At 69.4% G+C, this 22,201-nt stretch carries 21 protein-coding genes; 15 read left to right on the top strand and 6 right to left on the bottom strand.

The genetic code is table 11. The features are described from left to right. From FW784_RS04575 to zapE, 4 genes are all read left to right on the top strand, one after another. On the top strand, positions 1 to 371 hold a 371-nt coding region (locus tag FW784_RS04575; protein ID WP_328592705.1), incomplete at its 5' end, for a pirin-like C-terminal cupin domain-containing protein. A gap of 120 nt (positions 372 to 491) precedes the next feature. Next, a complete protein-coding gene (locus tag FW784_RS04570; protein WP_149352182.1) occupies positions 492 to 1,007 on the top strand; it encodes a c-type cytochrome in 516 nt (171 codons plus the stop codon). A gap of 77 nt (positions 1,008 to 1,084) precedes the next feature. Next, complete coding sequence (locus tag FW784_RS04565) at positions 1,085 to 1,789, top strand: alpha/beta hydrolase (RefSeq protein WP_149352181.1); 705 nt, start codon at positions 1,085 to 1,087, stop codon at positions 1,787 to 1,789. Next, positions 1,786 to 2,877, top strand: coding sequence for a cell division protein ZapE (zapE, locus tag FW784_RS04560; RefSeq protein ID WP_149352180.1), 1,092 nt, complete (start codon positions 1,786 to 1,788; stop codon positions 2,875 to 2,877). Before FW784_RS04565 ends, zapE begins: the two co-directional genes overlap by 4 nt. A gap of 29 nt (positions 2,878 to 2,906) precedes the next feature. On the opposite strand, the gene FW784_RS04555 is transcribed toward zapE, so the two are convergent. The 4 genes from FW784_RS04555 to FW784_RS04540 form a co-directional block, all read right to left on the bottom strand. Continuing rightward, positions 2,907 to 3,533 (bottom strand): SCO family protein, encoded by a 627-nt coding sequence (locus FW784_RS04555; RefSeq protein ID WP_149352179.1) that lies wholly within the window; start codon positions 3,531 to 3,533, stop codon positions 2,907 to 2,909. Next, positions 3,530 to 4,318: a formylglycine-generating enzyme family protein gene (locus FW784_RS04550; RefSeq protein ID WP_187770677.1), complete on the bottom strand. Its 789-nt coding sequence runs from the start codon at positions 4,316 to 4,318 to the stop codon at positions 3,530 to 3,532. The genes FW784_RS04555 and FW784_RS04550 overlap by 4 nt, the downstream gene beginning before the upstream one ends. A 1-nt stretch (position 4,319) precedes the next feature. After that, on the bottom strand, positions 4,320 to 5,852 hold the full coding sequence (gene nirK / locus FW784_RS04545) for a copper-containing nitrite reductase (RefSeq protein ID WP_235893571.1): 1,533 nt from the start codon (positions 5,850 to 5,852) through the stop codon (positions 4,320 to 4,322). Between the two features lie 241 nt (positions 5,853 to 6,093). Continuing rightward, complete coding sequence (locus FW784_RS04540; protein WP_149352177.1) at positions 6,094 to 6,291, bottom strand: hypothetical protein; 198 nt, start codon at positions 6,289 to 6,291, stop codon at positions 6,094 to 6,096. A 175-nt stretch (positions 6,292 to 6,466) separates the two neighbouring features. On the opposite strand from FW784_RS04540, the gene FW784_RS04535 reads away from it, so the two are divergent. The 3 genes from FW784_RS04535 to fghA all read left to right on the top strand — a co-directional run bounded on the left by FW784_RS04535 (position 6,467) and on the right by fghA (position 10,586). Then, positions 6,467 to 8,575: a TonB-dependent receptor family protein gene (locus tag FW784_RS04535; protein ID WP_149352176.1), complete on the top strand. Its 2,109-nt coding sequence runs from the start codon at positions 6,467 to 6,469 to the stop codon at positions 8,573 to 8,575. A 72-nt stretch (positions 8,576 to 8,647) separates the two neighbouring features. Next, on the top strand, positions 8,648 to 9,757 hold the full coding sequence (locus FW784_RS04530) for an S-(hydroxymethyl)glutathione dehydrogenase/class III alcohol dehydrogenase (RefSeq protein ID WP_149352175.1): 1,110 nt from the start codon (positions 8,648 to 8,650) through the stop codon (positions 9,755 to 9,757). A gap of 1 nt (position 9,758) precedes the next feature. After that, positions 9,759 to 10,586 (top strand): S-formylglutathione hydrolase, encoded by an 828-nt coding sequence (gene fghA, locus FW784_RS04525; protein ID WP_149352174.1) that lies wholly within the window; start codon positions 9,759 to 9,761, stop codon positions 10,584 to 10,586. A gap of 8 nt (positions 10,587 to 10,594) precedes the next feature. Here the strand turns inward: fghA and FW784_RS04520 are convergent, their stop codons facing one another. After that, a complete protein-coding gene (locus tag FW784_RS04520) occupies positions 10,595 to 10,777 on the bottom strand; it encodes a hypothetical protein (RefSeq protein WP_149352173.1) in 183 nt (60 codons plus the stop codon). Further along, positions 10,774 to 12,117, bottom strand: coding sequence for an APC family permease (locus FW784_RS04515; protein WP_187770675.1), 1,344 nt, complete (start codon positions 12,115 to 12,117; stop codon positions 10,774 to 10,776). The genes FW784_RS04520 and FW784_RS04515 overlap by 4 nt, the downstream gene beginning before the upstream one ends. Positions 12,118 to 12,232: 115 nt before the next feature. Here FW784_RS04515 and FW784_RS04510 point away from each other — a divergent pair, with 115 nt between their 5' ends. The 8 genes from FW784_RS04510 to FW784_RS04475 all read left to right on the top strand — a co-directional run bounded on the left by FW784_RS04510 (position 12,233) and on the right by FW784_RS04475 (position 22,051). Further along, on the top strand, positions 12,233 to 13,546 hold the full coding sequence (locus FW784_RS04510) for an amidohydrolase (protein ID WP_149352171.1): 1,314 nt from the start codon (positions 12,233 to 12,235) through the stop codon (positions 13,544 to 13,546). After that, on the top strand, positions 13,543 to 14,358 hold the full coding sequence (queF, locus tag FW784_RS04505; RefSeq protein WP_149352170.1) for an NADPH-dependent 7-cyano-7-deazaguanine reductase QueF: 816 nt from the start codon (positions 13,543 to 13,545) through the stop codon (positions 14,356 to 14,358). The genes FW784_RS04510 and queF overlap by 4 nt, the downstream gene beginning before the upstream one ends. Positions 14,359 to 14,442: 84 nt before the next feature. Next, the gene (locus FW784_RS04500; protein ID WP_149352169.1) at positions 14,443 to 14,757 is read left to right on the top strand and encodes a LysM peptidoglycan-binding domain-containing protein; all 315 of its coding nucleotides are present in this window, start codon (positions 14,443 to 14,445) and stop codon (positions 14,755 to 14,757) included. A gap of 13 nt (positions 14,758 to 14,770) precedes the next feature. After that, entirely contained in the window at positions 14,771 to 15,298 is a 528-nt protein-coding gene (locus tag FW784_RS04495) for a hypothetical protein (protein ID WP_149352168.1), read from the top strand. A 99-nt stretch (positions 15,299 to 15,397) separates the two neighbouring features. Continuing rightward, positions 15,398 to 16,102: a UPF0149 family protein gene (locus FW784_RS04490; protein ID WP_149352167.1), complete on the top strand. Its 705-nt coding sequence runs from the start codon at positions 15,398 to 15,400 to the stop codon at positions 16,100 to 16,102. Between the two features lie 299 nt (positions 16,103 to 16,401). After that, positions 16,402 to 19,371: a hypothetical protein gene (locus FW784_RS04485; RefSeq protein WP_149352166.1), complete on the top strand. Its 2,970-nt coding sequence runs from the start codon at positions 16,402 to 16,404 to the stop codon at positions 19,369 to 19,371. 146 nt (positions 19,372 to 19,517) lie between these two features. Next, complete coding sequence (locus tag FW784_RS04480) at positions 19,518 to 21,323, top strand: DUF885 domain-containing protein (RefSeq protein ID WP_149352165.1); 1,806 nt, start codon at positions 19,518 to 19,520, stop codon at positions 21,321 to 21,323. Positions 21,324 to 21,340: 17 nt separating this feature from the next. Further along, positions 21,341 to 22,051 (top strand): ABC transporter ATP-binding protein, encoded by a 711-nt coding sequence (locus FW784_RS04475; protein ID WP_149352183.1) that lies wholly within the window; start codon positions 21,341 to 21,343, stop codon positions 22,049 to 22,051. Positions 22,052 to 22,201 lie beyond the last annotated feature (150 nt).

The following is a 22,201-nucleotide window of genomic DNA, read 5'->3' as shown; positions in this document are numbered from 1 at the left end:
ACCTGCACCTGGAACTGGCAGCGGGCGCGCGTTTCGCGGCGCCAGCGGAGCCCGTGGACCGCGCGGTCTACGTGGCTCGCGGCGAAGTCGAAGTCGACGGGCAGACGGTGGCGGCCGGCCACATGGCGGTACTGGGGTCGCGGCAAGCCGCCGACCTCGTCGCCCGCGGGCCTGCGACGGTGATGGTGCTCGGCGGCGAACCGCTCGGGCCGCGACACCTGGAATGGAATTTCGTGTCGTCGCGGCGCGAGCGCATCGAGCAGGCGAAGGCCGACTGGCGCGCCGGGCGGATGAAGCTACCGGACCTCGACAACGGCGAATTCATCCCGCTGCCGTCCGACCCGCCTCCGCCCCCGAGCCCGATGTCCTGAGGGTGGCGGTCCGCCATCGCGAGGCCAGTGATAAACTCGCCGGCCCGGTGGCGCGATGTCGCGTCCACTGTTCCGACCTCCAACCCGGCCCCGCGCGCCCCGGCGTGCTCAAGGTGGAACGTGCGCAATTACGATCTGGTGTTCCTCAAGAAGTTCTCGATGCTGATCGGCTTCCTGGTGTTCCTGATGCTGAGCCTGATCCTGGCCGCGCTCTACATCAACGGATCGCTGCCGACCGAGCGCGACCCGTTGATGCAGCACCTCACCGAGGAGCGCATCGCGCCGGTGGGCGCGGTATATGCGGGCCAGACCGGCGCCGCCCAGCAGGCCGCGGCCTCCGCCGCGGCGGCCGCGGCTGCCGCTTCGCAGGTGGCCTACGGTGGCACCAAGGACGGCTCGGTGATCTTCGGCCAGCTCTGCTCGGGCTGCCATGCCTCCGGCGCCGGCGGCGCTCCGACCCTCGACCACGCGCACTGGGATGCGCGAATCGCCAAGGGCAAGGACACGCTGTACGACCACGCGATCCACGGCTTCCAGGGCGCCGCGGGCGTGATGCCGGCCAAGGGCGGAAACCCGGCACTGACCGACGACCAGGTCAAGGCGACCGTCGACTGGATCACGTCGAACATCAAGTAAGCCCGCTGCTCCGATCGCCACGACGCCGCCTCCGGGCGGCGTCGTCGTTTCACGCCCTGCCACGTAGGCTGCCGCGCATGCCGAATCCCGCCTTTCCCGATGCGCCCCCCGGTGGCGTGGTCAGCCTGATGCTCGACGGCCCCGCAGGCCCGCTCGAAGTCGCCGTCGACATTCCCGAGGCCGGCGTCGGCGTGCGCGACGTGGTCGCCGTCATCTGCCATCCGCTGTCCACCGAAGGCGGCAGCCTGACCAACAAGGTGGTGACCATGGCCGCGCGCGCGCTGCGCGAACTGGGCGCCACCACGGTTCGCTTCAATTTCCGGTGCGTCGGCAAATCGGCTGGCGTGTTCGACGACGGCGTCGGCGAATCCGCGGACCTGCGCGCCGTCGTCGACTGGGTGCGACGCGAAAGGCCGGGCCATGCGCTGTGGCTGGGTGGCTTCAGCTTCGGCGCCTACGTGTCGCTGCGCATGGCCGACGACCTCCAGCCCGACCTGCTGTTCTCGATCGCGCCGCCGGCCGGCCGCAGCTGGGACTTCGACGACATGGGCCTCTACAGCGGCCCCTGGTTCGTGATCCAGGGCGAGGCGGACGAGATCGTCGATCCGCAGCGCGTCTACGACTGGCTGGCGCGGCTGTCGGAACTGCGTCGCGCGCCCACCGTGATCCGCCTGCCCGCTGCCAGCCATTTCTTCCACGGCAAGCTGATCGACCTGCGCCAGGCGATGCAGGACGGCGTGCACGCGGAGCTGCCGGCGTTCGGTGCCGGCCCCGCGGCATGAGGCTCCCGGGCACCCCCTCGCAGTGCTATGCCGACGGCGTGGCACGCGGCGACTGGCAGTTCGATCCCGCGCAGCAGCCCGCGCTCGCCGAACTCGATCGCCTGCATGCGTCGCTCGCCAATCCTCCCAGGGCCGGCCTGCTCGACCGCGTGCGCGGCGTGCGTGCGCCCGCGCCGCAGGGCCTGTACCTGTGGGGCGGCGTCGGCCGCGGCAAGACGTTCCTGATCGATCTCTTCTACGACTCGCTGCCGTTCGAGGAAAAGCACCGCACGCACTTCCACCGCTTCATGCGCGAAGTGAACGAGGCGCTGCGCACGCACGCCGGCGCCAGCGACCCTCTCGCGATCATCGCCAGACAGTGGGGGCGGACGCTGCGCGTGCTGGTACTCGACGAATTCTTCGTCAACGACATCGGCGACGCGATGCTGCTCGGCCGCCTGCTCGAACGCCTGTTCGCCGAAGGCGTCGCGCTGGTGACGAGCTCCAACACCGCGCCCCGCAACCTCTACAAGGATGGCCTGCAGCGCGATCGCTTCCTGCCCGCCATCGCGATGCTCGAGGCGAACACGCATGTGCTGCATCTCGACAGCCCCACCGATTACCGCCTGCGCGCACTGACGCGATCACCCGTGTATCGAGCGCCGCTCGATGCGGAGTCGGATGCGTGGCTCGCGCAGCGCTGGCGCGAGATCACCGGCCAGCCACCCATGTCGCATGCACCGCTGCACATCGAAGGCCGGGACATCCCGGTGCGCGCGCGCATCGACGGCCACGCGTGGTTCGACTTCGCCGCGCTGTGCGAAGGCCCGCGCGCTGCGAGCGACTACATCGACATCGCGACCGAGCATCACAGCGTGCTGCTCGGCGGCATTCCGAAGCTCGACGACACGCTCGGCGACGCGACGCGACGCTTCGTGCACCTCGTCGACGAGTTCTATGACCGCCACGTCAACCTGGTCTGCACCGCCGACGCCGATCCGCCCGCGCTCTACCGCGGCGAGAGGCTGGCCGGCGCGTTCGAGCGCACGGCCTCGCGGCTGATCGAAATGCGTTCGGCCGAATACCTGGCGCTGGAACATCGCGGCTGACGTCGCGTCGCGCGCATGTCGACCCTTGGTTACGGGGTGGCCAGCTTGCGCACCTGCGCGACGAAGGCCGGGTCCACGTCACGGCCCACCTTGTCGCTGCGCGCGACGATGCGGCCGTCGCGATCGAGCAGCACCAGCGCGGTTGAATGATTGAAGCTGCCGTCATCGAGCTGGCGATAACGGATACCGAGCACGCCGGCCACCGCACGTACGTCCTGCTGCCGCGGCGACGCAAGCGACCAGCGCTTCGTGTCGAGATGGCGTTTGTCGACGATGCCGTGCAACGCCGTTGGCGTGTCGTTCCGCGGATCCATGCTGATCAACAGGACGCCCATGCGCGCGCGCTGGACCGGCGTGAGCTGCGCATCGATCGACTTGCCGGCGTCGACGATCAGCGGGCAGACATAGCGGCACGACGTGTAGAACATCGAAGCCAGCTGCGGCCGGCCGCGGTGCGCACGCCAGTCCCGGGTGTGCCCGTCCTGGTCGGTGAGCGGTAGCGACAGCTGGTACACCGAGTCACTCGGCAGCGCCGCGGCGGGTGCAGGCTTCGCAGCCGACGCAGGCGTCGCGGTCGCGGCATGCGACACCGGCGTGGAAACACGGTCGCAGCCCGACAGCAGCAGCACGGCGGCCAGCAGCCGCACCGCTCTCATCGGATATTCCTTGCGCAACGGAAGCCGAGGTTCGCCGTGGCGTCCCGGCCTTCGAGCGACGACAACAACGCCACGCGCATCAGCACCGCGTAGTTGTCGCGATCGCGCATCGAGATGGCGCCGGCGCCGCAGAACTTGAGTTTGTCGTTGTCGCCCTGGTTGCGATTGTCGTTCGACACCATCAGTGACCCGTAGTCGTCGGTCCATTCCCAGACCAGGCCGTGCAGGTCCTGCACCCCATACACGTTCGGCGCCTGCAGTCCCGCGCGCGGCAGCACCGAGGCATTCGGTCGGGAGTACCAGCCGAGGATGCGCTCGCGCCAGGCGGGATCGCGGCGCGCATCGCGGCGCGTTTCGTCGGCTGCGGCCGCGTATTCCCACTGCAGCCAGGTCGGCAGGCGCGCGGCCTGCGCCTGGCAGTAGGCGTCGGCGGCGAACCAGCTGACCCAGACCACCGGCTGGTCGGGCAGCGCACGCGCGCCCAGCTGCGCGCCCGCCGCCCATTGCGACAGGTAGCGTGGCTCGGCGAACACGCGCGCAACGCGGTCGCGGCGCCATTGCGGATGCGTACGCACGAAATCGAGGAACTCGGCGTTGGTGACCGGGCGCCGCATGAGCGCGAACGGCGCGACGCGGCGCGCGCCGGCTTTGGCCTCCTCGAACTGCAACGCCGAACGGAACGGTCCGCCGGGCAGCCGGACGTACGCGCCGCCGACGGCGGCCGCGATCGCGAGCAGCGGAACGCCAAGCAGCAACGCCGTCGCTACGCGTCGCAACGCGCTCAACTCATTCTCCGCCAGCGGCCGGTGCGGGTCGCGCGCGCTCGGTGGTGGCCTCCGCGGCGGTGACGCGGCCGCCCGGATTGCCCCAGCTGTTGAGCACGAACGTGCCGATGTTGGCGACTTCGTCATCGCTGAGTTGGCTCATCGGCGGCATCACCGAATCGTAGTCCTTGCCATTGACGGTGACCTTCCCATTGAGCCCGTGCAGCATGATCTGGACGATGCGCTTGGGCGTCGCCTTGAGCACGCTCGAGCCGGCCAGCGGCGGGAATACGCCGGGCAGGCCCTGGCCATTGGCCTGGTGGCAGGTGGAGCACGTGCCGGCGAAGAGATCCTTGCCCGCCGCGATCTGCTGTTCGAGCGTGAGCGCGCCGGACTTCGCCGCCGCCGCCGCGGTCGACACCGCCTGCGTGTTGGCGAGCGCGCGCCCGCTGACGTAGTTCTCGTCGACTTCCTTGCCGGAATAGATGTCCTTGCGATCCGGGCCTTCGGCCTTGAGCATCGCCAGCGCGCCCTTGTTGAAGGCGCGGAAGATGCTGTGGTCGACCATCACGTAGGTCCCGGGCACTTCGAGGTGGAACTGCATGATCGCCGCGCCGCCCGACGGGATCAGCGTGGTCTGCACGTTCTCCTGGTACTTGGTGCCGCCTTCGTACCAGACCTTGTCGAATATTTCGCCGATGACGTGGAAGCTCGTCACCAGGTTCGGGCCGCCGTTGCCCACGTAGAGCCGCACCGTTTCGCCGGTCTTCGCCTTGAGCGCCTTGTCACCCGTCAGTGAACCCTCGCGGCCGTTGAACAGCACGTAGGTCGGGCGCTCGTCGATCGCCTTGTCCATGTCGAAAGGCTGGTGGCCCTTCTCGCGGTATTTGCCGGTCGTGTAGAAGTCGCCCTGCATCACGTAGTACTCGTGGTCCACCGGCGGCATGCCCGCCGGCGGCTCGACCAGGATCAGCCCGTACATGCCGTTGGCGATGTGCATGCCGACCGGCGCGGTGGCGCAGTGGTAGACGAACAGGCCCGCGTTGAGCGCCTTGAACGTGAACTGCGAGCCGTGGCCCGGCGCGGTGAACGTCGACGCGGCGCCCCCGCCGGGCCCGGTCACGCCGTGCAGGTCGATGTTGTGCGGCATCTTGTTGCCCGGCGCATTGCGCAGGTGCAGCTCGACCGTATCGCCCTGGCGCACGCGGATGAAACTGCCGGGCACGGTGCCGCCGAAGGTCCAGAACGTGTAGGTGACGCCGTCGGAGATCTCCATCTCCTTCTCCTGCACTTCGAGCTCGACGATCACCTTGGCCGGTGCACTGCGGCCCGTGGCCGGCGGCACCAGCGGCGGCTGGGTCAGCACCGCCTTGATCGGTTCGCCCTGCGGCGGGCCGAAGTCGCCCTTGAGCGAGCCGCCGGTGTCGCTGTCGGCGGTGACGGGCGGCGGCGGGTCGACGCCGGCCGGCAAGGCGTTGGGGTCGGGACGGCAGCCGGCCGACATCGCCAGCATCAGCACCAGCACGGGCATGGACAGTCGGATCGGTCGATTCATGGCAGCCTCGTGCGTGGTCCCACCGGATGCGATCCCGCCACGCGGCGGTCGCGATCCGAGTGTGACAGCGTATCGGGCGCGTGAAGGACCGGATCGACGCCGTGCGACCTGCGGTCGCGCCGGCGCGGTGTCAGCAAGGTCCGGAATGCGCACGGCGGGCGCGTCGCGTCCGCGGTGGCGGGTCGTCAGCGCACGTGGACTTCTCGGATCGGCGGATCGTCAGCGACGACCCGCGATCGCCTCAATGCAGGCGGCGCGAACCGAGCTCGACGATCGACTCGTCGACCCAGCCGAGCGCGACGTCGTCGCTGTCCCAGCCCTCGGCATAGTTGTAGCGACGGAACTCGTAGAGCTCGTCGGAGACGCGCACGCGGCGCTCCGGTGCATCCCGGGTCGCGGCCGGCTTGGCCCGTTCGGTCGAGGTCGTGATCGCCTTCATGGCTGCTTCCGTATCCGGTGCGTGGAGCCGACGCTAGGGGCGGTGTTTTCAAGACGGGGTGAAATCCATGTGGCACAGGGGTGGGGCAGCCCGTTCGTTCAGCCCGCGGATGGCGACACGCGCGGTCGCACTGCCATCACACGGCCGCTTGGATCCACGTTGCTAGGCTTTACGCGTGACCCGACCCCTATCTCTCTGCCTGCTCGCCGTGACCGGCGTCGCCCAGGCCCAGGCCCAGACCGCCCCGCCCCCCGCCAACCCCGCCACGCTCGACCGCGTGCAGGTGGTCGCCACGCGTGCGCCGCGCGCGATCGATCGCACGCCCGCCGCGGTCGACGTGCTGCAAGGCCGCGATCTCGACACCAGCGGCAATGGCGCGTCACTGTCGGAGAAGCTTGCCGGCGTGCCCGGCGTGCTGGCGCGCACCCGGCAGAACTGGGCGCAGGACGAGCAGATCTCGATCCGCGGCTTCGGAACGCGCGCGAGTTTCGGCATCCGCAGCGTGCGCCTCTATGTCGACGGCATTCCCGCCACGATGCCCGACGGGCAGGGCCAGGTCTCGCACTTCCCGCTCGGCGACGCCACGCGCATCGAAGTGCTGCGCGGCCCGTTCGCGGCGCTGTACGGCAACGGCGCCGGCGGCGTCGTGCTGCTCGACACCGACGACGGCGGCGCCCCCGGTCGCGTCGGCGTGCAGGCCTCGGTCGGCAGCTTCGATACGTGGCGCGTCGGCACGAACCTGCGCGGCGCAACCGGCGATGTCGACTATGCGATCGGTGCCTCGCGCTTCTCGACGGAGGGCTATCGCGACCACAGCGCCGCCACGCGCAGCGGGCTCGACGCGAAGCTCAGCATGCCGCTGGGCGCGGGCCGCGTCATGCTGGTCGCCAATGCATTCGAGTCGCCCGACGTGCTTGATCCGCAGGGCCTTACGCGCGCGCAAGTCGACAGCGCCCCCCGCCAGGCCAGCGCCGGCGCGCTGCGCTTCAACACGCGCAAGAGCGCGCGGCAGGCCCAGCTCGGCGCGATCTACGAACTCGGCGGCCTGCACGTGCTCGCCTACGGCGGCCGCCGTCGTATCCAGCAGGTGCTTTCAACGCCACCCGAGGCGCAGCGCAGTCCGCTGAGTGCCGGCGGCTGGATCGACCTCGACGCGCCGTTCGGCGGCGTCGACGCCCGCTGGACATCGCATCACCGGCTCGCGGCGCGTCCGTTCGACGTCGTGCTCGGACTCGATGTCGAACAGCAGCGCCAGTCGCGCAGGGGTTACGAGAACTTCGTCGGCAGCACGGTGGGCGTGCGCGGCGCACCGCGGCAGGACCAGCAGGACCGTGTGCGATCGATCGATCCGTACGTGCAGGCAACGTGGGATGTCGGCGGCGCGTGGAGCGTGAGCGGCGGCGTGCGCGCGAGCCGCGTTTCGTTCAATTCCCGGGACGCCTACGTGCGCGCCGGGAATCCGGACGACAGCGGCCGCGTCAGCTATGCCGCGGTGTCGCCGGTGATCGGCGCGACCTGGGGCGCGCGGCCGGGCGTCTCGGTCTATGGCTCGGTCGGCCGCGGCTTCGAGACGCCGACGTTCAACGAACTCGGTTATCGCAGCGATGGCGGCAGCGGCCCGAACTTCCTGCTGAAGCCGATGCGCATGCGCAATGCGGAACTCGGCGTACGCCTTGATCGCCGCGGCGTGCGTGGCGAGGTCGCGCTGTTCGAATCGGACACGCGCGACGAGCTGGTGGTGAACAGCAGCGCCGGCGGGCGCACGACCTTCCGCAACGCGGGGCCGACGCGACGCCGCGGGGTCGAGGCCGCGCTGCGCATGCCGCTCGGCGATGCGTGGCACCTTGACCTCAGCGGTACATGGCTGGATGCCGAGTTCCGTTCGGCGTTCCCGGCGTGTACGGGCAACGCATGCCGCGCGCCGGTCGCGATCGTGCCAGCCGGCACGTCGTTGCCGGGCGTGCCAGGAACCCAGACGTTCGCGGCGCTGCGTCGCGGCGGCGACACCGGGCTGCAGCTGCAGCTGGATGCGCAGCACGTCGCCGGCGTCGCCGCGACCACCGCCGGCGACGTGCGCACCGACGGCTACACGGTCGTCGACGCAAGCGTCGGCTGGCGTGTGCAGCACGATGGCGACCGCGGTCGTGTGTATCTCGGCATCGCCAACCTGCTCGACCGCCGGTACGTCGGCTCGGTGATCGTCAACGATGCGAACGGCCGTTATTTCGAGCCAGCCGCCGAGCGCGCGCTGACGCTCGGCGTCGAGTGGAACTGGGTCGACTGAGGCTCACGCGGGCCGAACACCGCAGCCCGGGGCGCCCGGTAGGATGCGACGTCCGTTGCCGAGCGCCTGCCGATGAAATCCCGTGCCGCCGTCGCCTTCGCCGCTGGCGAACCGTTGCAGATCGTCGAGATCGACGTCGAGCCGCCGCGTGCCGGCGAGGTGCTGGTGCGCATCGTCGCCACGGGCGTCTGCCATACCGACGCGTTCACGCTGAGCGGCGAAGACCCCGAAGGCATTTTTCCGGCGGTGCTCGGCCATGAAGGCGGCGGTATCGTGGTGGAAGTCGGCGCAGGCGTGACCTCGCTGCAGGCCGGCGACCATGTCATCCCGCTGTACACGGCGGAATGTCGCGCGTGCAAGTTCTGCCTGTCGGGCAAGACCAACCTCTGCCAGGCGGTGCGCGCGACGCAGGGCCGCGGCCTGATGCCCGACGGCACCACGCGTTTCTCGTACCAGGGCCAGCCGATCCATCACTACATGGGCACCAGCACCTTCAGCGAATACACGGTGGTGCCCGAGATCTCGCTGGCCAGGATCACGCCCGAGGCGCCGCTGGAAAAGGTCTGCCTGCTGGGCTGCGGCGTCACCACCGGCATCGGTGCCGTGCACAACACCGCGAAAGTGCAACCCGGCAACACCGTGGCGGTGTTCGGGCTCGGCGGCATCGGCCTGGCGGTCATCCAGGGCGCAGTGCAGGCCGGCGCGTCGCGCATCCTCGCCGTCGACATCAACGCGTCGAAGTTCGAGTTGGCGCGCTCGATGGGCGCGACCGACTGCGTGAACCCGCGCGAGAATGACCGGCCGATCCAGGAGGTCATCGTCGAGATGACCGACGGCGGCGTCGACTTCTCGTTCGAATGCATCGGCAACGTCGACGTGATGCGCAGCGCCCTCGAGTGTTGCCACAAGGGCTGGGGCGAGAGCGTCATCATCGGCGTGGCGGGCGCGGGGCAGGAGATCCGCACGCGGCCGTTCCAGCTGGTGACGGGGCGCGTCTGGCGCGGGTCCGCGTTCGGCGGCGTCAAGGGGCGCACGCAGCTACCGGGCATGGTGGAGCAGGCGATGCGCGGCGAAATAGACCTCGATCCGTTCATCACGCATGAGATGCCGCTCGAGCGCATCAACGAAGCGTTCGACCTCATGCACCGTGGCGAGTCGATCCGCACCGTGATCCGGTTCTGACATGCGCCGGATCGAACGGCACGCGAGCTTCGGCGGCTGGCAGGACGTCTACGAGATCGACTCGACCGCGCTCGGCGTGCCGACGCGCGTCGGCGTGTACCTGCCGCCGCAGGCCGCCCACGGCCGGTGCCCGGTGCTGTACTGGCTGTCGGGCCTGACCTGCAGCGAACAGAACTTCATCGCCAAGGCGGGCGCACAGCGCCATGCGGCCGAGCACGGGCTGATCCTCGTGGCGCCCGACACCAGCCCGCGCGGCGAGGGCGTGGCCGATGCCGACGGGTACGACATCGGCATCGGCGCGGGCTTTTACGTCGATGCGATACAGGCGCCGTGGCGCCAGCACTACCGAATGCACGAGTACGTCGTGCACGAGTTGCCGGCGTGGGTGGAAGGCACCTTCGCCGCGAACGACGCGCGCGGCATCAGCGGCCACTCGATGGGCGGGCACGGCGCGCTGGTGATCGCGCTGCGCAACCCCGGCCGCTATCGCAGCGTGTCGGCGTTCTCGCCGATCGTCGCGCCGTCGAAGGTGCCGTGGGGCGCGAAGGTGTTCGCCGCGTATCTCGGCAGCGACCGCGCCTCGTGGAACGAGTGGGATGCGTGCGCGCTTGCGGGCACGGCGGTGGAGCGCCTGCCGCTGCTCGTCGACCAGGGCCTCGACGACGAATTCCTCGACTCGCAACTGCAGCCCGAACGGCTGCGCGCGGCCTGCGAGGCGACGGGACATCCGCTTCATCTGCGGCTGCGCCCCGGCTACGACCACAGCTACTACTTCATCGCAAGCTTCATGGGCGAACACGTCGCGCACCACGCGGCCGCGCTGAGCTGAGCTGAGTGTCACGCAGCGCGGCGCGCCACCGCGCCGATCGTCAACCGCTGCACCAGGATTGAAAACGGGACGACCACGTAGGTCAGCGCCAGCAGCAGGTCGCGCGGCGCTACGCGTCGGTGGAGATGAAGTTCATCGGCATCGGCGCGTTCCGGTTGCTGCAGCACCTGCGCCGCGCGTGCCCGGCTCACGCGCCGGGGGGCGACGCCGGGGCGTGTCCGCGTCGCAGCGCGTGCAGGACCGCGTAGACCGCCACCAGCACGGCCAGCGAAATCGCGATCGCACGCCACTCATCACCCTTCAGCGTGAACAGGATCGCGGTCATGATGCCGGCCGCGATCAGCGGCACCAGCGCACCGCCGGGCATGCGGAACGGCGCCCCGCGCTCGGCGACGCCCATGCGCTGCAGGCGCCACGCAGCGAGCGCGACCACGCCGTAGACCACGCAGATCGCACCGCCGGACACGGCGGCGAGCGCGTCGAAGCTGCCGCGCACGGCGAGGAAACAAGCGAGCCCGGCATGCGTCGCAAGCCCCATCAGCGGCACGCGGTGGCTCGCACTCACGCGACCGTAGATCGACGGCAGGTAGCCGTCGCGACCGAGCGCGAACAGCAGGCGCGACGAGCCCAGCAGGTTGCCCAGCAGGAAGCCGCCCATCGATACGCACGCAGTGGCGAGCAGCAGCGTGCGGCCCGCGTAGAACAGCTTTCCGGCGGTGTCGGCGAGCGGAATCGGGCTCGTCGCCAGCGCCGGGCCGAGCACGCCCTGCCCGACGATCTGCAGGCCGAGGTACAGCGCGACCACCAGCAGGATCGCGACCACCGTGGCGCGCGGTACGTTCTTCGCGGGGTCGCTGAATTCGCCGGACGGCACCAGCGCGGTCTCCATTCCGGAGTACGCGAACATCACCAGCACCAGCGAGCCACCGAGCGCGCCGATCGACGGAACGTCGGCGGGGCTGAAGCTCACCGCGCTCCAGTCGACGAAGGCCAACCCGCCGAGCACCAGCAACACCAGCGGCGCTAGCTTGATCGTCGCCAGCGTGGCGACCGCGCGCGCGCCGAGCCTGACACCGAACGCGTTGAGCACGAACAGCAGCGCGTACGTGCCGATGATGAACGCGGCGCGCGCGCCCGGCGTGCCGAACGCCGGCTCGAGGTTGGCGACCTGCTGCGCGAACGAGGCCGCGACGCCCGCGCTGGACGCCACGTGGCTGATCCACATCAGCGCACCGGCGACGAACCCGAGGAACGGACCGAACGCGACCGAGACGTACGTGTACGGCCCGCCCGTGGCATGCGTGCGGCTACCGGCGGCGGCGAAGCACAGCGCGATCGGGATGATCGCGAACGCGCCGACCACCAGCGAGAGCGGCGCGGCACTGCCGACCTGCGCGGCCAGCGCGCCCGGCATACGGAAGATGCCGCCGCCGATGGTCGAGTTGATGACGGCGGCGGCCAGCGCGAACACGCCGATGGCACGCACGAGCGCGGCGTCGCCCTGGAGCGGGCGCTGGGAGGAAGTCGACAAGGTCAGCCCGATGGATGGAGTCGGTGCCGAGCCTCGCACGATGCGCGGCGTTTTGCAGCCGGCGTGCTGGAACTCTGGGGTAGCATCGATGCTCCGCTTCGATGGATTACGCCGCATGCGCCTCGCCGTCCTGACTGCATCGCTCGTCGCCGCGCTCGCCGCCCTCGCCCCGGCCGCGCACGCGGCCGAACGCCCCGAGGTCGATGCCGCGGCCAAGGCGGTTCAGGCGCAGGTCGTGGCCTGGCGACGTGACTTCCACCAGCATCCCGAGCTGTCCAACCGCGAGGAACGCACCTCGAAGGCGGTCGCCGACGCACTGCGCAAGATGGGGCTGACGCCACGCACCGGCATCGCGCACCACGGCGTGGTCGCGATCATCCAGGGCGGCAGGCCGGGCCCGAAGCTCGCGTTGCGCGCCGACATGGATGCGCTGCCGGTCACCGAGCGCGTCGACCTGCCGTTCGCGTCGAAGGTCACCACCACGTTCAATGGCCAGACCACCGGCGTGATGCACGCCTGCGGCCACGATGCGCATACCGCCATCCTGCTGGGCATCGCGCAGTCGCTGATGAAGATGCGCGCGCAGCTACCGGGGCAGGTGATGCTGATCTTCCAGCCCAGCGAGGAAGGTGCGCCGGTCGGCGAGCAGGGCGGCGCGTCTCTGATGCTCAAGGAAGGCCTGTTCAAGGACTTCAAGCCCGACGCCGTGTTCGGGCTGCATGTGTTCTCCACGGTGCAGGTCGGGCAGATCGCGGTGCGCAGCGGGCCGGAGATGGCGGCGAGCGACCGCTTCAACATCACGGTGCATGGCCGGCAGACGCACGGCTCGCGGCCATGGGGCGGCATCGATCCGATCGTGACGGCAAGCGAGATCGTGACCAGCGCGCAGTCGATCGTGTCGCGGCGCACCGACATCGCCAGGCTGCCCGCCGTGGTGACGTTCGGCGCGATCAACGGCGGCATCCGCTACAACATCATTCCCGACGACGTGAAGATGATCGGCACCATCCGTACCTTCGACGAAGGCATGCGGCAGAAGATCTTCGCGGACCTCAAGAACGTCGCGACGCATGTCGCGGCGGCGAACGGCGCGACGGTCGAGGCGAACGTACCCGACACCGAAGGCAACCCGGTCACCTACAACGACCCGGCGCTGACCGCGCGCATGCTGCCGAGCCTGAAGGCCGTGGTCGGCGACGCGAATGTCATCGAGCCGCCGCTGCAGATGGGCGCCGAGGATTTCTCGTACTACGCCAAGGAAGTGCCGGGCCTGTTCTTCTTCGTCGGCGCCACCTCGCAGGGCATTGATCCGCAGACCGCGCCGGGCAACCACTCGCCGGAGTTCAAGCTCGACGAGCAATCGCTCGACATCGGCCTGCGCGCGATGCTGCAGGCCACGCTCGACTACCTCGAGGCAGCGAAGGCGTGACATCCGGCGCTTCGATCCCGCTCGGCCGCCACGTCGACTATCCGTCCACCTACGACGCGTCGCTGCTGTTTCCGATCGCGCGCGCGCAGGGCCGTGAAGCGATCGGGATCGGTTCGCCGCTGCCCTTCGTCGGCCACGACCGCTGGCACGCCTACGAGCTGTCGTGGCTCGACAGCCGCGGCATGCCGCATGTCGCCACCGCAACCCTCGTGATTCCCGCGCACACGCCGAACCTGATCGAGTCGAAGTCGCTCAAGCTCTACTTCAACTCGTTCAACGCGACCGTGTTCGACAACTACCAGGACGTGCGCGAGCGCATTGCCGCCGACCTGTCGCGTGCCGCGGGCGGTGACGTATTGGTGTCGTTCGGGCTGCCGCCGGTGGAGCGTCCGCGCGCCAACGTCCTGCTGGACACTCTCGAAACCGACGTCACCGTGTACGGCCCGCCGGACGCGACGCTGCTCGCGGTGCGCGAACCCGTCGACATCGTCGAGGAGACGCTGACGAGCGCGTTGCTCAAGTCGAACTGCCCGGTCACCGGCCAGCCGGACTGGGCACGCGTGACGATCACCTATCGCGGGCGCGCGCTCGACCATGCCAGCGTGCTGCGCTACATCGTTTCGTTCCGCGATCACTGCGAGTTCCACGAGCAGTGCGTCGAGCGGATCTTCGCCGACATCATGGCCCTGGCGTCGCCGTCCCTGCTGTCAGTCGAGGCACGCTACACGCGGCGCGGCGGCCTGGACATCAATCCGTGGCGCGGGACGCCCGGCGCGCCCGTGCCTGCCGCGGCACGCGACGAACGGCAATGAATGGGGCGTTCGTTAACGGCCACCTACCGCCGCCTTAACGAACGCGGTGCGACGGTGGGGCCATCCCGACACAGGCGGATGGTCATGAATCCCGAGACTCCCGATTTCTCCAACGTCCGTTCGGGTAATTCATCCGTGCCGGCATCGTCCCCCGATTTCTCCAACGTGCAGGGCGGCACCAGCGCCGTGCAGGGTGGTGGCGGCACCGGCACGCAGCGCGAGCCCCAGCACTACACGGTGCAGAAGGGCGACACGCTTTCGCACATCGCGAAGCACTTCTACGGGAATGCGAGCCGCTGGCACGCGATCTACGACGCCAACCGCGACCAGCTCGACGACCCCGACCTCATCCGCCCGGGCCAGGTGTTGCTGGTCCCGGCGTCCGACGACCATGCCTGACTGGAGATCCCCCATGGCCCACCCGACTGCCCGCCTCATCGCCGTCGCACTGATCGCATCGACCGCGCTCGTTGCATGCAAGAAGCACGAAACGACGACCGCCACCGATACCACGGCGCCGGCCGCGACCCCCGCCGACACGATGCCGGCAGCGCCGGCCCCGTTGCCGCCGACGTCCACGCCCAGCCCCGCGGCCGCCGACGCGATCAGCGAGGTACAGCTCGGCACCTCGGTGGGCGCCGACAACCGCGTCGCCAGCCCGATGACCTCGTTCGGCACGAAGGACACGCTCTACGCATCGATCACCACGCCGGCCAATACCACCGGCAAGCTCGGCGCGCGCTGGACCTACCTCGGCACTGACGGCAAGGCCACGGCCAAGCAGGTCGACACCCAGAGCAAGGACCTGACCGCCGGCACCAGCGCGACGACGCACGAATTCCATATCAGCAAGCCCGACGGCTGGCCGGTCGGCAAGTACCGGGTCGAGATCAGCCACGACGGCACCGTCGTGCAGAGCCGCGACTTCGACGTGCGCTGAACCTTTACGAATCTCTCCGGCGCGGCTTCGGCCGCGCTTTTTTTTCGCCTCGCGGCCATGCGCGCACTACCATGGCCGCCCGTCGAGCCGAGCACCGCCATGAAAGTCGTCCCCCTCAGCGATGCCCAGCTCGAACAGCTGTCCGAGCTGCTCGACCTGCGCGCCGTGCCGTTCAAGGGCTTCAACCTGGAAGCACTCGACGGTTACCTGACCGCGATCGCGTTGTCCCCGGAAGCGATCGCCTACGAGGAATGGGAGCCCGCGGTGTGGGGCAGTCCGCCGCGCTGGGCTGATGAAGACGAGGCACGCGACGTGCGTGCATTGCTCACCGCGCACGCCGCCACTGCCGAGCAGCGCGTCCGCTTCGGCGACGACGACCTGCCCGACAGCCATGCGCCCTTGCTGTGGTTGCCGGAAAACCTCGACGAGCATGAGGACGACGAACTGGACGTCGGCCGTGACTGGGCGATGGGCTTCTTCGCCGGCGTCGAACTGCGCGAAGCCGCGTGGGAGGGCTGGCTCGACGAGAACGACTGGATCGAGGAGATCTTCGACCTGCTCGATCGCCTCGCAAGCGGCGAAGTGATGGGCGACGACCCGACCGCGGAAGGCGTGCCGCTCGAATACCGGCAGCGCCTGGAAATCATCGGCAGCCTGCCCGGCATGCTCAACGACCTGCACCACCACCGCATCGAAGCGCTGACCCCGCGCGAACCGGTGCGTCGCGAGGCGACGCCGGAACGCAACGAGCCCTGCCCGTGCGGAAGCGGGAAGAAATACAAGAAGTGCTGCGGGGCGGGCTGAGCCCGAGCGCGCGCACCGGGGCAGCTGCCTGAATATTCATTCTGCGCAAGCGGCTCGCCGCGCCGCCGCGCGGCGTCCCGAACGCGCGCGCGCCGGTCGCACGCGCGTCGCATTCAGGCTCATCAGCGACACATTCAGACGGTGAGCGGCGGCTCCCCACGGCCGTGACACGTATCGCAAATGAAACGTGCCGCGAGTAGCAGACGACCTGTAGCGTCCCCGGCGACCGATCGATCCAGTGCACCACTGCGGTGCCGGCGCGCACGTTTGCGCCCATCGGTCCATACCCAGGGACCTTCATGACCCGTAATACCCAGCTTGCCCTCGCCATCGCCACTGCGATCGCGGTTTCCTTGTCGTACTCCGCGCCTGCCGCGGCCGGCGAGACCTGCGTGATGACGCCCGACGGGAACGTCACCCAGAACACCGATGGCAGCACCTCCCCGGGCCTCAACGCGGCAGCGTGCGGCTACAACAACACGGCGACCGGCCAGGAAGCCTCGGCGTTCGGCGTTGGCAACCAGGCCACGGGCCTGGTATCGGCCGCGTTCGGCCGTAACAACATCGCCAACTTCTTCGACGCCACGGCGTTCGGCACCGGCAACCTCTCGACGCAGCGCGCCTCCTCTGCCTTCGGTTTCGGCAACCAGGCGCTCGCGCAGAATTCGTCGGCGTTCGGTTTCAACAACATCGCGAACATCCTCAACAGCTCGGCCTTCGGCCTTGCTAACTCGGCCACCGGCCAGGAGGCCTCGGCGTTCGGCAACACGAGCCAGGCCAGCGGCCTGAGGGCCAGCGCCTTCGGTTTCGCAAACAATGCCTCCGGTGACGACGCCTCGGCACTCGGCAACGGGAATGCCGCGCAGGGCGGGAACAGCAGCGCGGTGGGCAGGATGAACAATGCCACCGACATAAATGCCGCGGCGATCGGCTTTGCGAATACTGCCTCGGCCCTCAATTCCAATGCCATCGGCGGGCAGAACCAGGCAAACGGGGTGGACAGCTCCGCGGTCGGTTTCGCCAATTCGGCCACGGGCGTCGCGACCAGTGCCCTCGGCTATGTGAATACCGCATCGAATGCCTACAGCTCGGCCGTGGGTACAAACAACTTTGCCAGCGGCCAGTACAGCTCGGCATCGGGCGTCCAGAATACGGCGCAGGGCGACAACGCGTCGGCGCTCGGCGTTAGCAACTTCGCCGCCAGCCAGGACACCTCGGCGGTGGGCTTCGCCAATCAGGCCACCGGCAATTTCAGCAGCGCCGTCGGCAACAACAACCAGGCGCAGGGCCAGGGCAGCAGCGCCCTCGGCTATCACAACGTGACGGACGCGGGCGCGCAGGACAGCAGCGCGCTCGGCTTCACCAACACGGCGTCCGGCGTTTCGTCGGCAGCGGTCGGCTATATCAATACGTCCGCGGGCGTGTCGAGCAGCGCGTTCGGCGTGGGCAACAGTGCCGGCGGCGATGACTCCTCGGCACTCGGCCGCGGCAACGTATCGTCGGGCCCGGGCAGCAGCGCCGTCGGCAACTCGAACCAGGCGACCGGCGTGCAGGCCAACGCGGTGGGCACGGGCAACGTCGCCAGCGCGCTGGCGTCCAACGCCTTCGGCCGCGGCAACACCGCTTCGTTCCAGGAAGCCAGCGCCTTCGGCCAGCAGAACCAGGCCACGGAGCGCGCCACGACCGCCGTCGGCTTCAGCAACATCGCCTCCGGCCAGAACGGCACGGCGGTCGGCTTTGGCAACACCGCGTCGCAGCTCAACACGTCGGCGCTGGGTTTCGCGAATACGGCGAACGGCACGGACAGCTCTGCGTTCGGCCGGTCGAACACCGCCACCGGCGCGGCATCGTCGGCGTTCGGTTACTCCAACACGGCCACCAGCACGTCCAGCGTCGCGCTGGGCAGCTTCGGTCAGGTTCTGGGTAACTCGGCGACGGCGTCGCAGGGTTCCATCGCCCTGGGCGGCGGCACGTCGGCAGCAACCGGCGCGCGCGTCGGCACGGCCGGCGGCGCGGGTTCGCAGAACGCGATCGCGATCGGCAACACGACGACGATCGGCGACAACGCGGGCAACTCGGTAGCGATCGGGTCGTCGGCCCGGGTTGCCAACGGTGCGCAATACGCGACGGCCGTGGGCAGCTCGGCGTTTGCGCAGGGCTTCGGCAGCTCGGCTTTCGGATACTCCGCGACCGCAGGCAGTGCAAACAGCTCGGCTTTCGGTAACGGGGCCACGGCGCAGGGCACGTACGGCGCGTCATTCGGCTACAACGCCTTCATCGCGGCGACGTCGAACTTCGGCACTGCGCTCGGCTCCAACACCCAGGTCAACTCGGTGAATTCCGCCGCCGTCGGCTACGGCTCGATCGCCAATCGCCTCAACAGCGTCTCGTTCGGCGCCGCCGGTGCCGAGCGTCAGCTGACCAACGTCGCAGCCGCGACGGCCGGCACGGACGCGGTGAACCTCAGCCAGCTGCAGGCGGTGAGCGCCACCGTAACGACCGCGCAGACCACGGCGGACACGGCGCTCGCCAATGCGGCGACCGCGCAGACCACGGCGGACAACGCGCAGACCTCCGCCAATGCGGCGCAGGGCACGGCGAACACCGCGATCGCGAACGCGGCGACGGCGCAGACCACGGCCGACAACGCGCAGACCTCCGCCAACGCAGCCCAGAGCACTGCAAACACCGCAGTGACGAAGGCCGATGCGGCGCAGTCGACGGCCAACACGGCAGTGACGAAGGCCGATGCGGCGCAGGGCACGGCGAATACGGCGCTGACCACCGCGAACAACTCGGTGGCCATCGCCAACACGCACGCCGATGCCGGGGATGCCGCCACGCTGGCGGCCGCCAAGTCGAATGCGGCGACGGGTGACGCAGCCACGCTGCAGACCTCGCGCACGTATACCGACACCAAGTCGACCGCGACGCTGTCCTCCGCCAACTCGTACACCGATTCGAAGATCCAGTCGCTGTCGCTCGACTTCTCGAACTTCAGCACGTCGGTCAACGATCGCTTCAACGAACAGGGTCACCAGATCAGCCAGGTGGGCGCAATGTCGGCAGCAATGTCGAACATGACGGCTTCCGCGGCGGGTGGACGTCATCCGAATCGCCTCGCGATCGGCGTCGGCAACTACCGCGGCGCCAACGCGCTGGCGTTCGGCTACCAGCGTGCGGTTTCCGACTCGGTCGTGGTGACCGTCGGCGGCGCGTTCGCGGGTGACGACAGCTCGGTCGGCGCGGGCGCCGGCTTCTCCTGGTAAGCGATCCGTAAGATCCAGGCGTTGGAGACGGCCCCGAAAGGGGCCGTCTTCTTTTGTGCGTCGCACTCCCGGGCCTGTCGTTCCGCTGGATCGCGGCGCATGCGCCGGACCTCGTATGCTGGCGTCCTGCCTGACAGGAGCCACCCATGCGTCGTCACGTTCCCGCCCTCGCCCTGCTTACCCTCGCGCTCGCCGGTTGCCAGACGATGGCGCCCGCGCCCTCCGCAGGCACCCCGCCCGTAGCCGGCGCGACGCAGACCGCCGACGCACGCTTCCAGGCCGTCACCAACGAATGGCTCGACGGCTGGATGCGGCTCAACCCCGTTTCCGCCACGCAGCTGGGCGACCACCGCTTCGACGATCGCATCGACGACCTCTCCGCCAACGGGCGCCAGCAGCTCGTCGACTTCAGCCAGCAACTGCTCGCCAGGCTCGATGCGATCGACCGCACGCAGCTCTCGCGCGAGAACCAGGTCGACGCGCTGATCCTGCGCAACCAGTTGCAGTCCGACGTCTGGAACATGCAGGCGTTCCAGAGCTGGGCCTGGGATCCGCAGGTGTACAACGGGCTCGCCGGTGGCGCCATCTACAACCTGATGGCACGCGACTTCGCGCCGATGCCGCAGCGCCTGAAATCCGCCACCGCCCGCATGGAGCAGTTGCCGGCGCTGTTCGCGCAGATGCGGGCCAACCTCGATCCCGCGCGCGTGCCGCTGATCCATGCACAGACCGTGGCCAAGCAGAACGCGGGCGTGCTGCAGCTGGTCGACGAATTCATCACGCCGAACGCAGGCCAGCTCGCCGGCGCCGATCGCGCGCGGCTCGATGCCGCGGTGGCGACCCTGCGCAAGGCCGTGGCCGAGCAGCAGACGTGGCTCGACAAGACGCTGGTGCCGAACGCGAAGGGCGACTTCCGCATCGGCCGCGAGCTCTACGACCAGAAGCTGAAGTTCGCGCTGATGTCGTCGCTGTCGCGGCAGGAGATCGGCGATCGCGCCAAGGCCGAGATCACGCGCGTTCGCGGCGAGATGTATGCGATCGCGCAGACCGTGCTCAAGGGAAGGAAGGGCGCGCCCGCGCTGCCGGCGAACCCCACCGACGACCAGCGCCAGAAGGCGATCGAGGCGGCGCTCGAACTGGCCTATCGCGACCATCCGAGCCGCGACGGCGTGGTCGACGCCGCCAAATCGGCGCTCGCGCAGGTCACGCAATTCGTGCGCGACAGGAACCTCGTCAGCGTGCCCAGCGACCCGGTGAAGATCATCCTGATGCCGGAATTCCAGCGCGGCGTCGCCGTGGCCTACTGCGATTCGCCGGGCCCGCTCGACAAGGGCCTGGACACCTACTTCGCGATCTCGCCCATCCCGGACGACTGGACGGCCGCGCAGACCGAATCGTTCCTGCGTGAATACAACTCGCGGATGATCCACCTGCTCACCATCCACGAGGCGATGCCCGGCCATTACCTCGAAGGCGCGTATTCCGCGCGCTATCCGTCGACGCTGCGCGGCGTGCTGCGCTCGGGCCTGTTCGCCGAAGGCTGGGCCGTCTACGCCGAGAACATGATGGCCACCAACGGCTACATGGGTGACGACCCGCTGTTCCGCCTCGTGCAGCTCAAGTTCTACCTGCGCACGATTTCCAACGCGATCCTCGACCAGGGCGTGCACGTCGACGGCTGGAGCCGCGAGCAGGCCATGCACCTGATGACGCACGATGCCTTCCAGCAGGAGCGCGAAGCCGCTGGCAAGTGGGTTCGCACGCAGCTCAGCAGCGCGCAGCTGCCGACCTACTTCGTCGGCGTGCAGGAGCAGTACGACACGCGCAAGGCCGTCGAAGCCAAGCTGGGCCCGGCATTCGACCAGCGCGCGTACCACGACAAGGTGCTGAGCTACGGCGCACCGCCGGTCCGCTTCGTGCGCGAGCTCATGCTCGACCAGCCGATCGAGTGAGCTCGACCGCACCGGCGATGCAGCCAACGCCCGCGGTACGCTGCCGCGGATTGGCAAAGACGTACGGGCGCGGCGACACGGCGACGCCGGCGTTGCGCGCGCTCGACCTCGACGTGCGCGCCGGCGAACTCACGCTGCTGGTGGGCCCGTCGGGCTGCGGCAAGTCGACGCTGCTCTCGATCATCGCGGGCCTGCTCACGCCGGACGGCGGCAGCTGCGAAGTGCTCGGGCAGTCGCTGTCGGGCCGACCGGAAGTCGAACGCGCCGCGTTCCGGCGCGACCACGTCGGTTTCGTGTTCCAGGGCTTCAACCTGCTGCCGTCGCTGACCGCGGCGCAGAACGTCGCCGTCGCGCTGATGCTGCAGGGCGTGCATGAGCGCGTGGCCGTTGCGCGGGCGCGGGTCGTGCTCGGGCAGGTCGGCCTGGCGGACCGTGGCGATGCCTACCCGATGACGCTCAGCGGCGGCCAGCAGCAGCGCGTCGCGATCGCGCGCGCGCTCGTGCACAGCCCCGCGCTGGTGGTTTGCGACGAGCCGACCAGCGCGCTCGACCATGCGACCGGGCAGTCGGTGATGCGCCAGTTGCGCGAGGTGGCGCGTGATGCGTCGCGCGCGTTGCTGGTGGTCACGCACGATCCACGCATCCACGACTACGCCGATCGCATCGTCGAAATGGACGACGGCCACGTGATCGACGATCGCGCCGGCCCTGCGCGGGACTCGACATGAACCGCCTCTGGATCCTCGGCGGCCTGGCGCTTGCCGGGCTCGCGATCGCCACTTTTGCGGTGATCGACACCGGCCCGGCCCCCGCACCGCCTGCGCCGCAGGTCGCGCTGCCGCCGCCGCCCTTCGCGGCCTACGTGGTGGGCAACGGCA

Origin of the sequence: Cognatilysobacter lacus, assembly GCF_008274655.1 — a bacterium.
GTDB classification, from domain to species: Bacteria; Pseudomonadota; Gammaproteobacteria; order Xanthomonadales; family Xanthomonadaceae; genus Cognatilysobacter; species Cognatilysobacter lacus.
The sequence above is the reverse complement of the archived record's forward strand: the minus strand, read 5'-3'. Positions and strand labels throughout refer to the sequence as shown.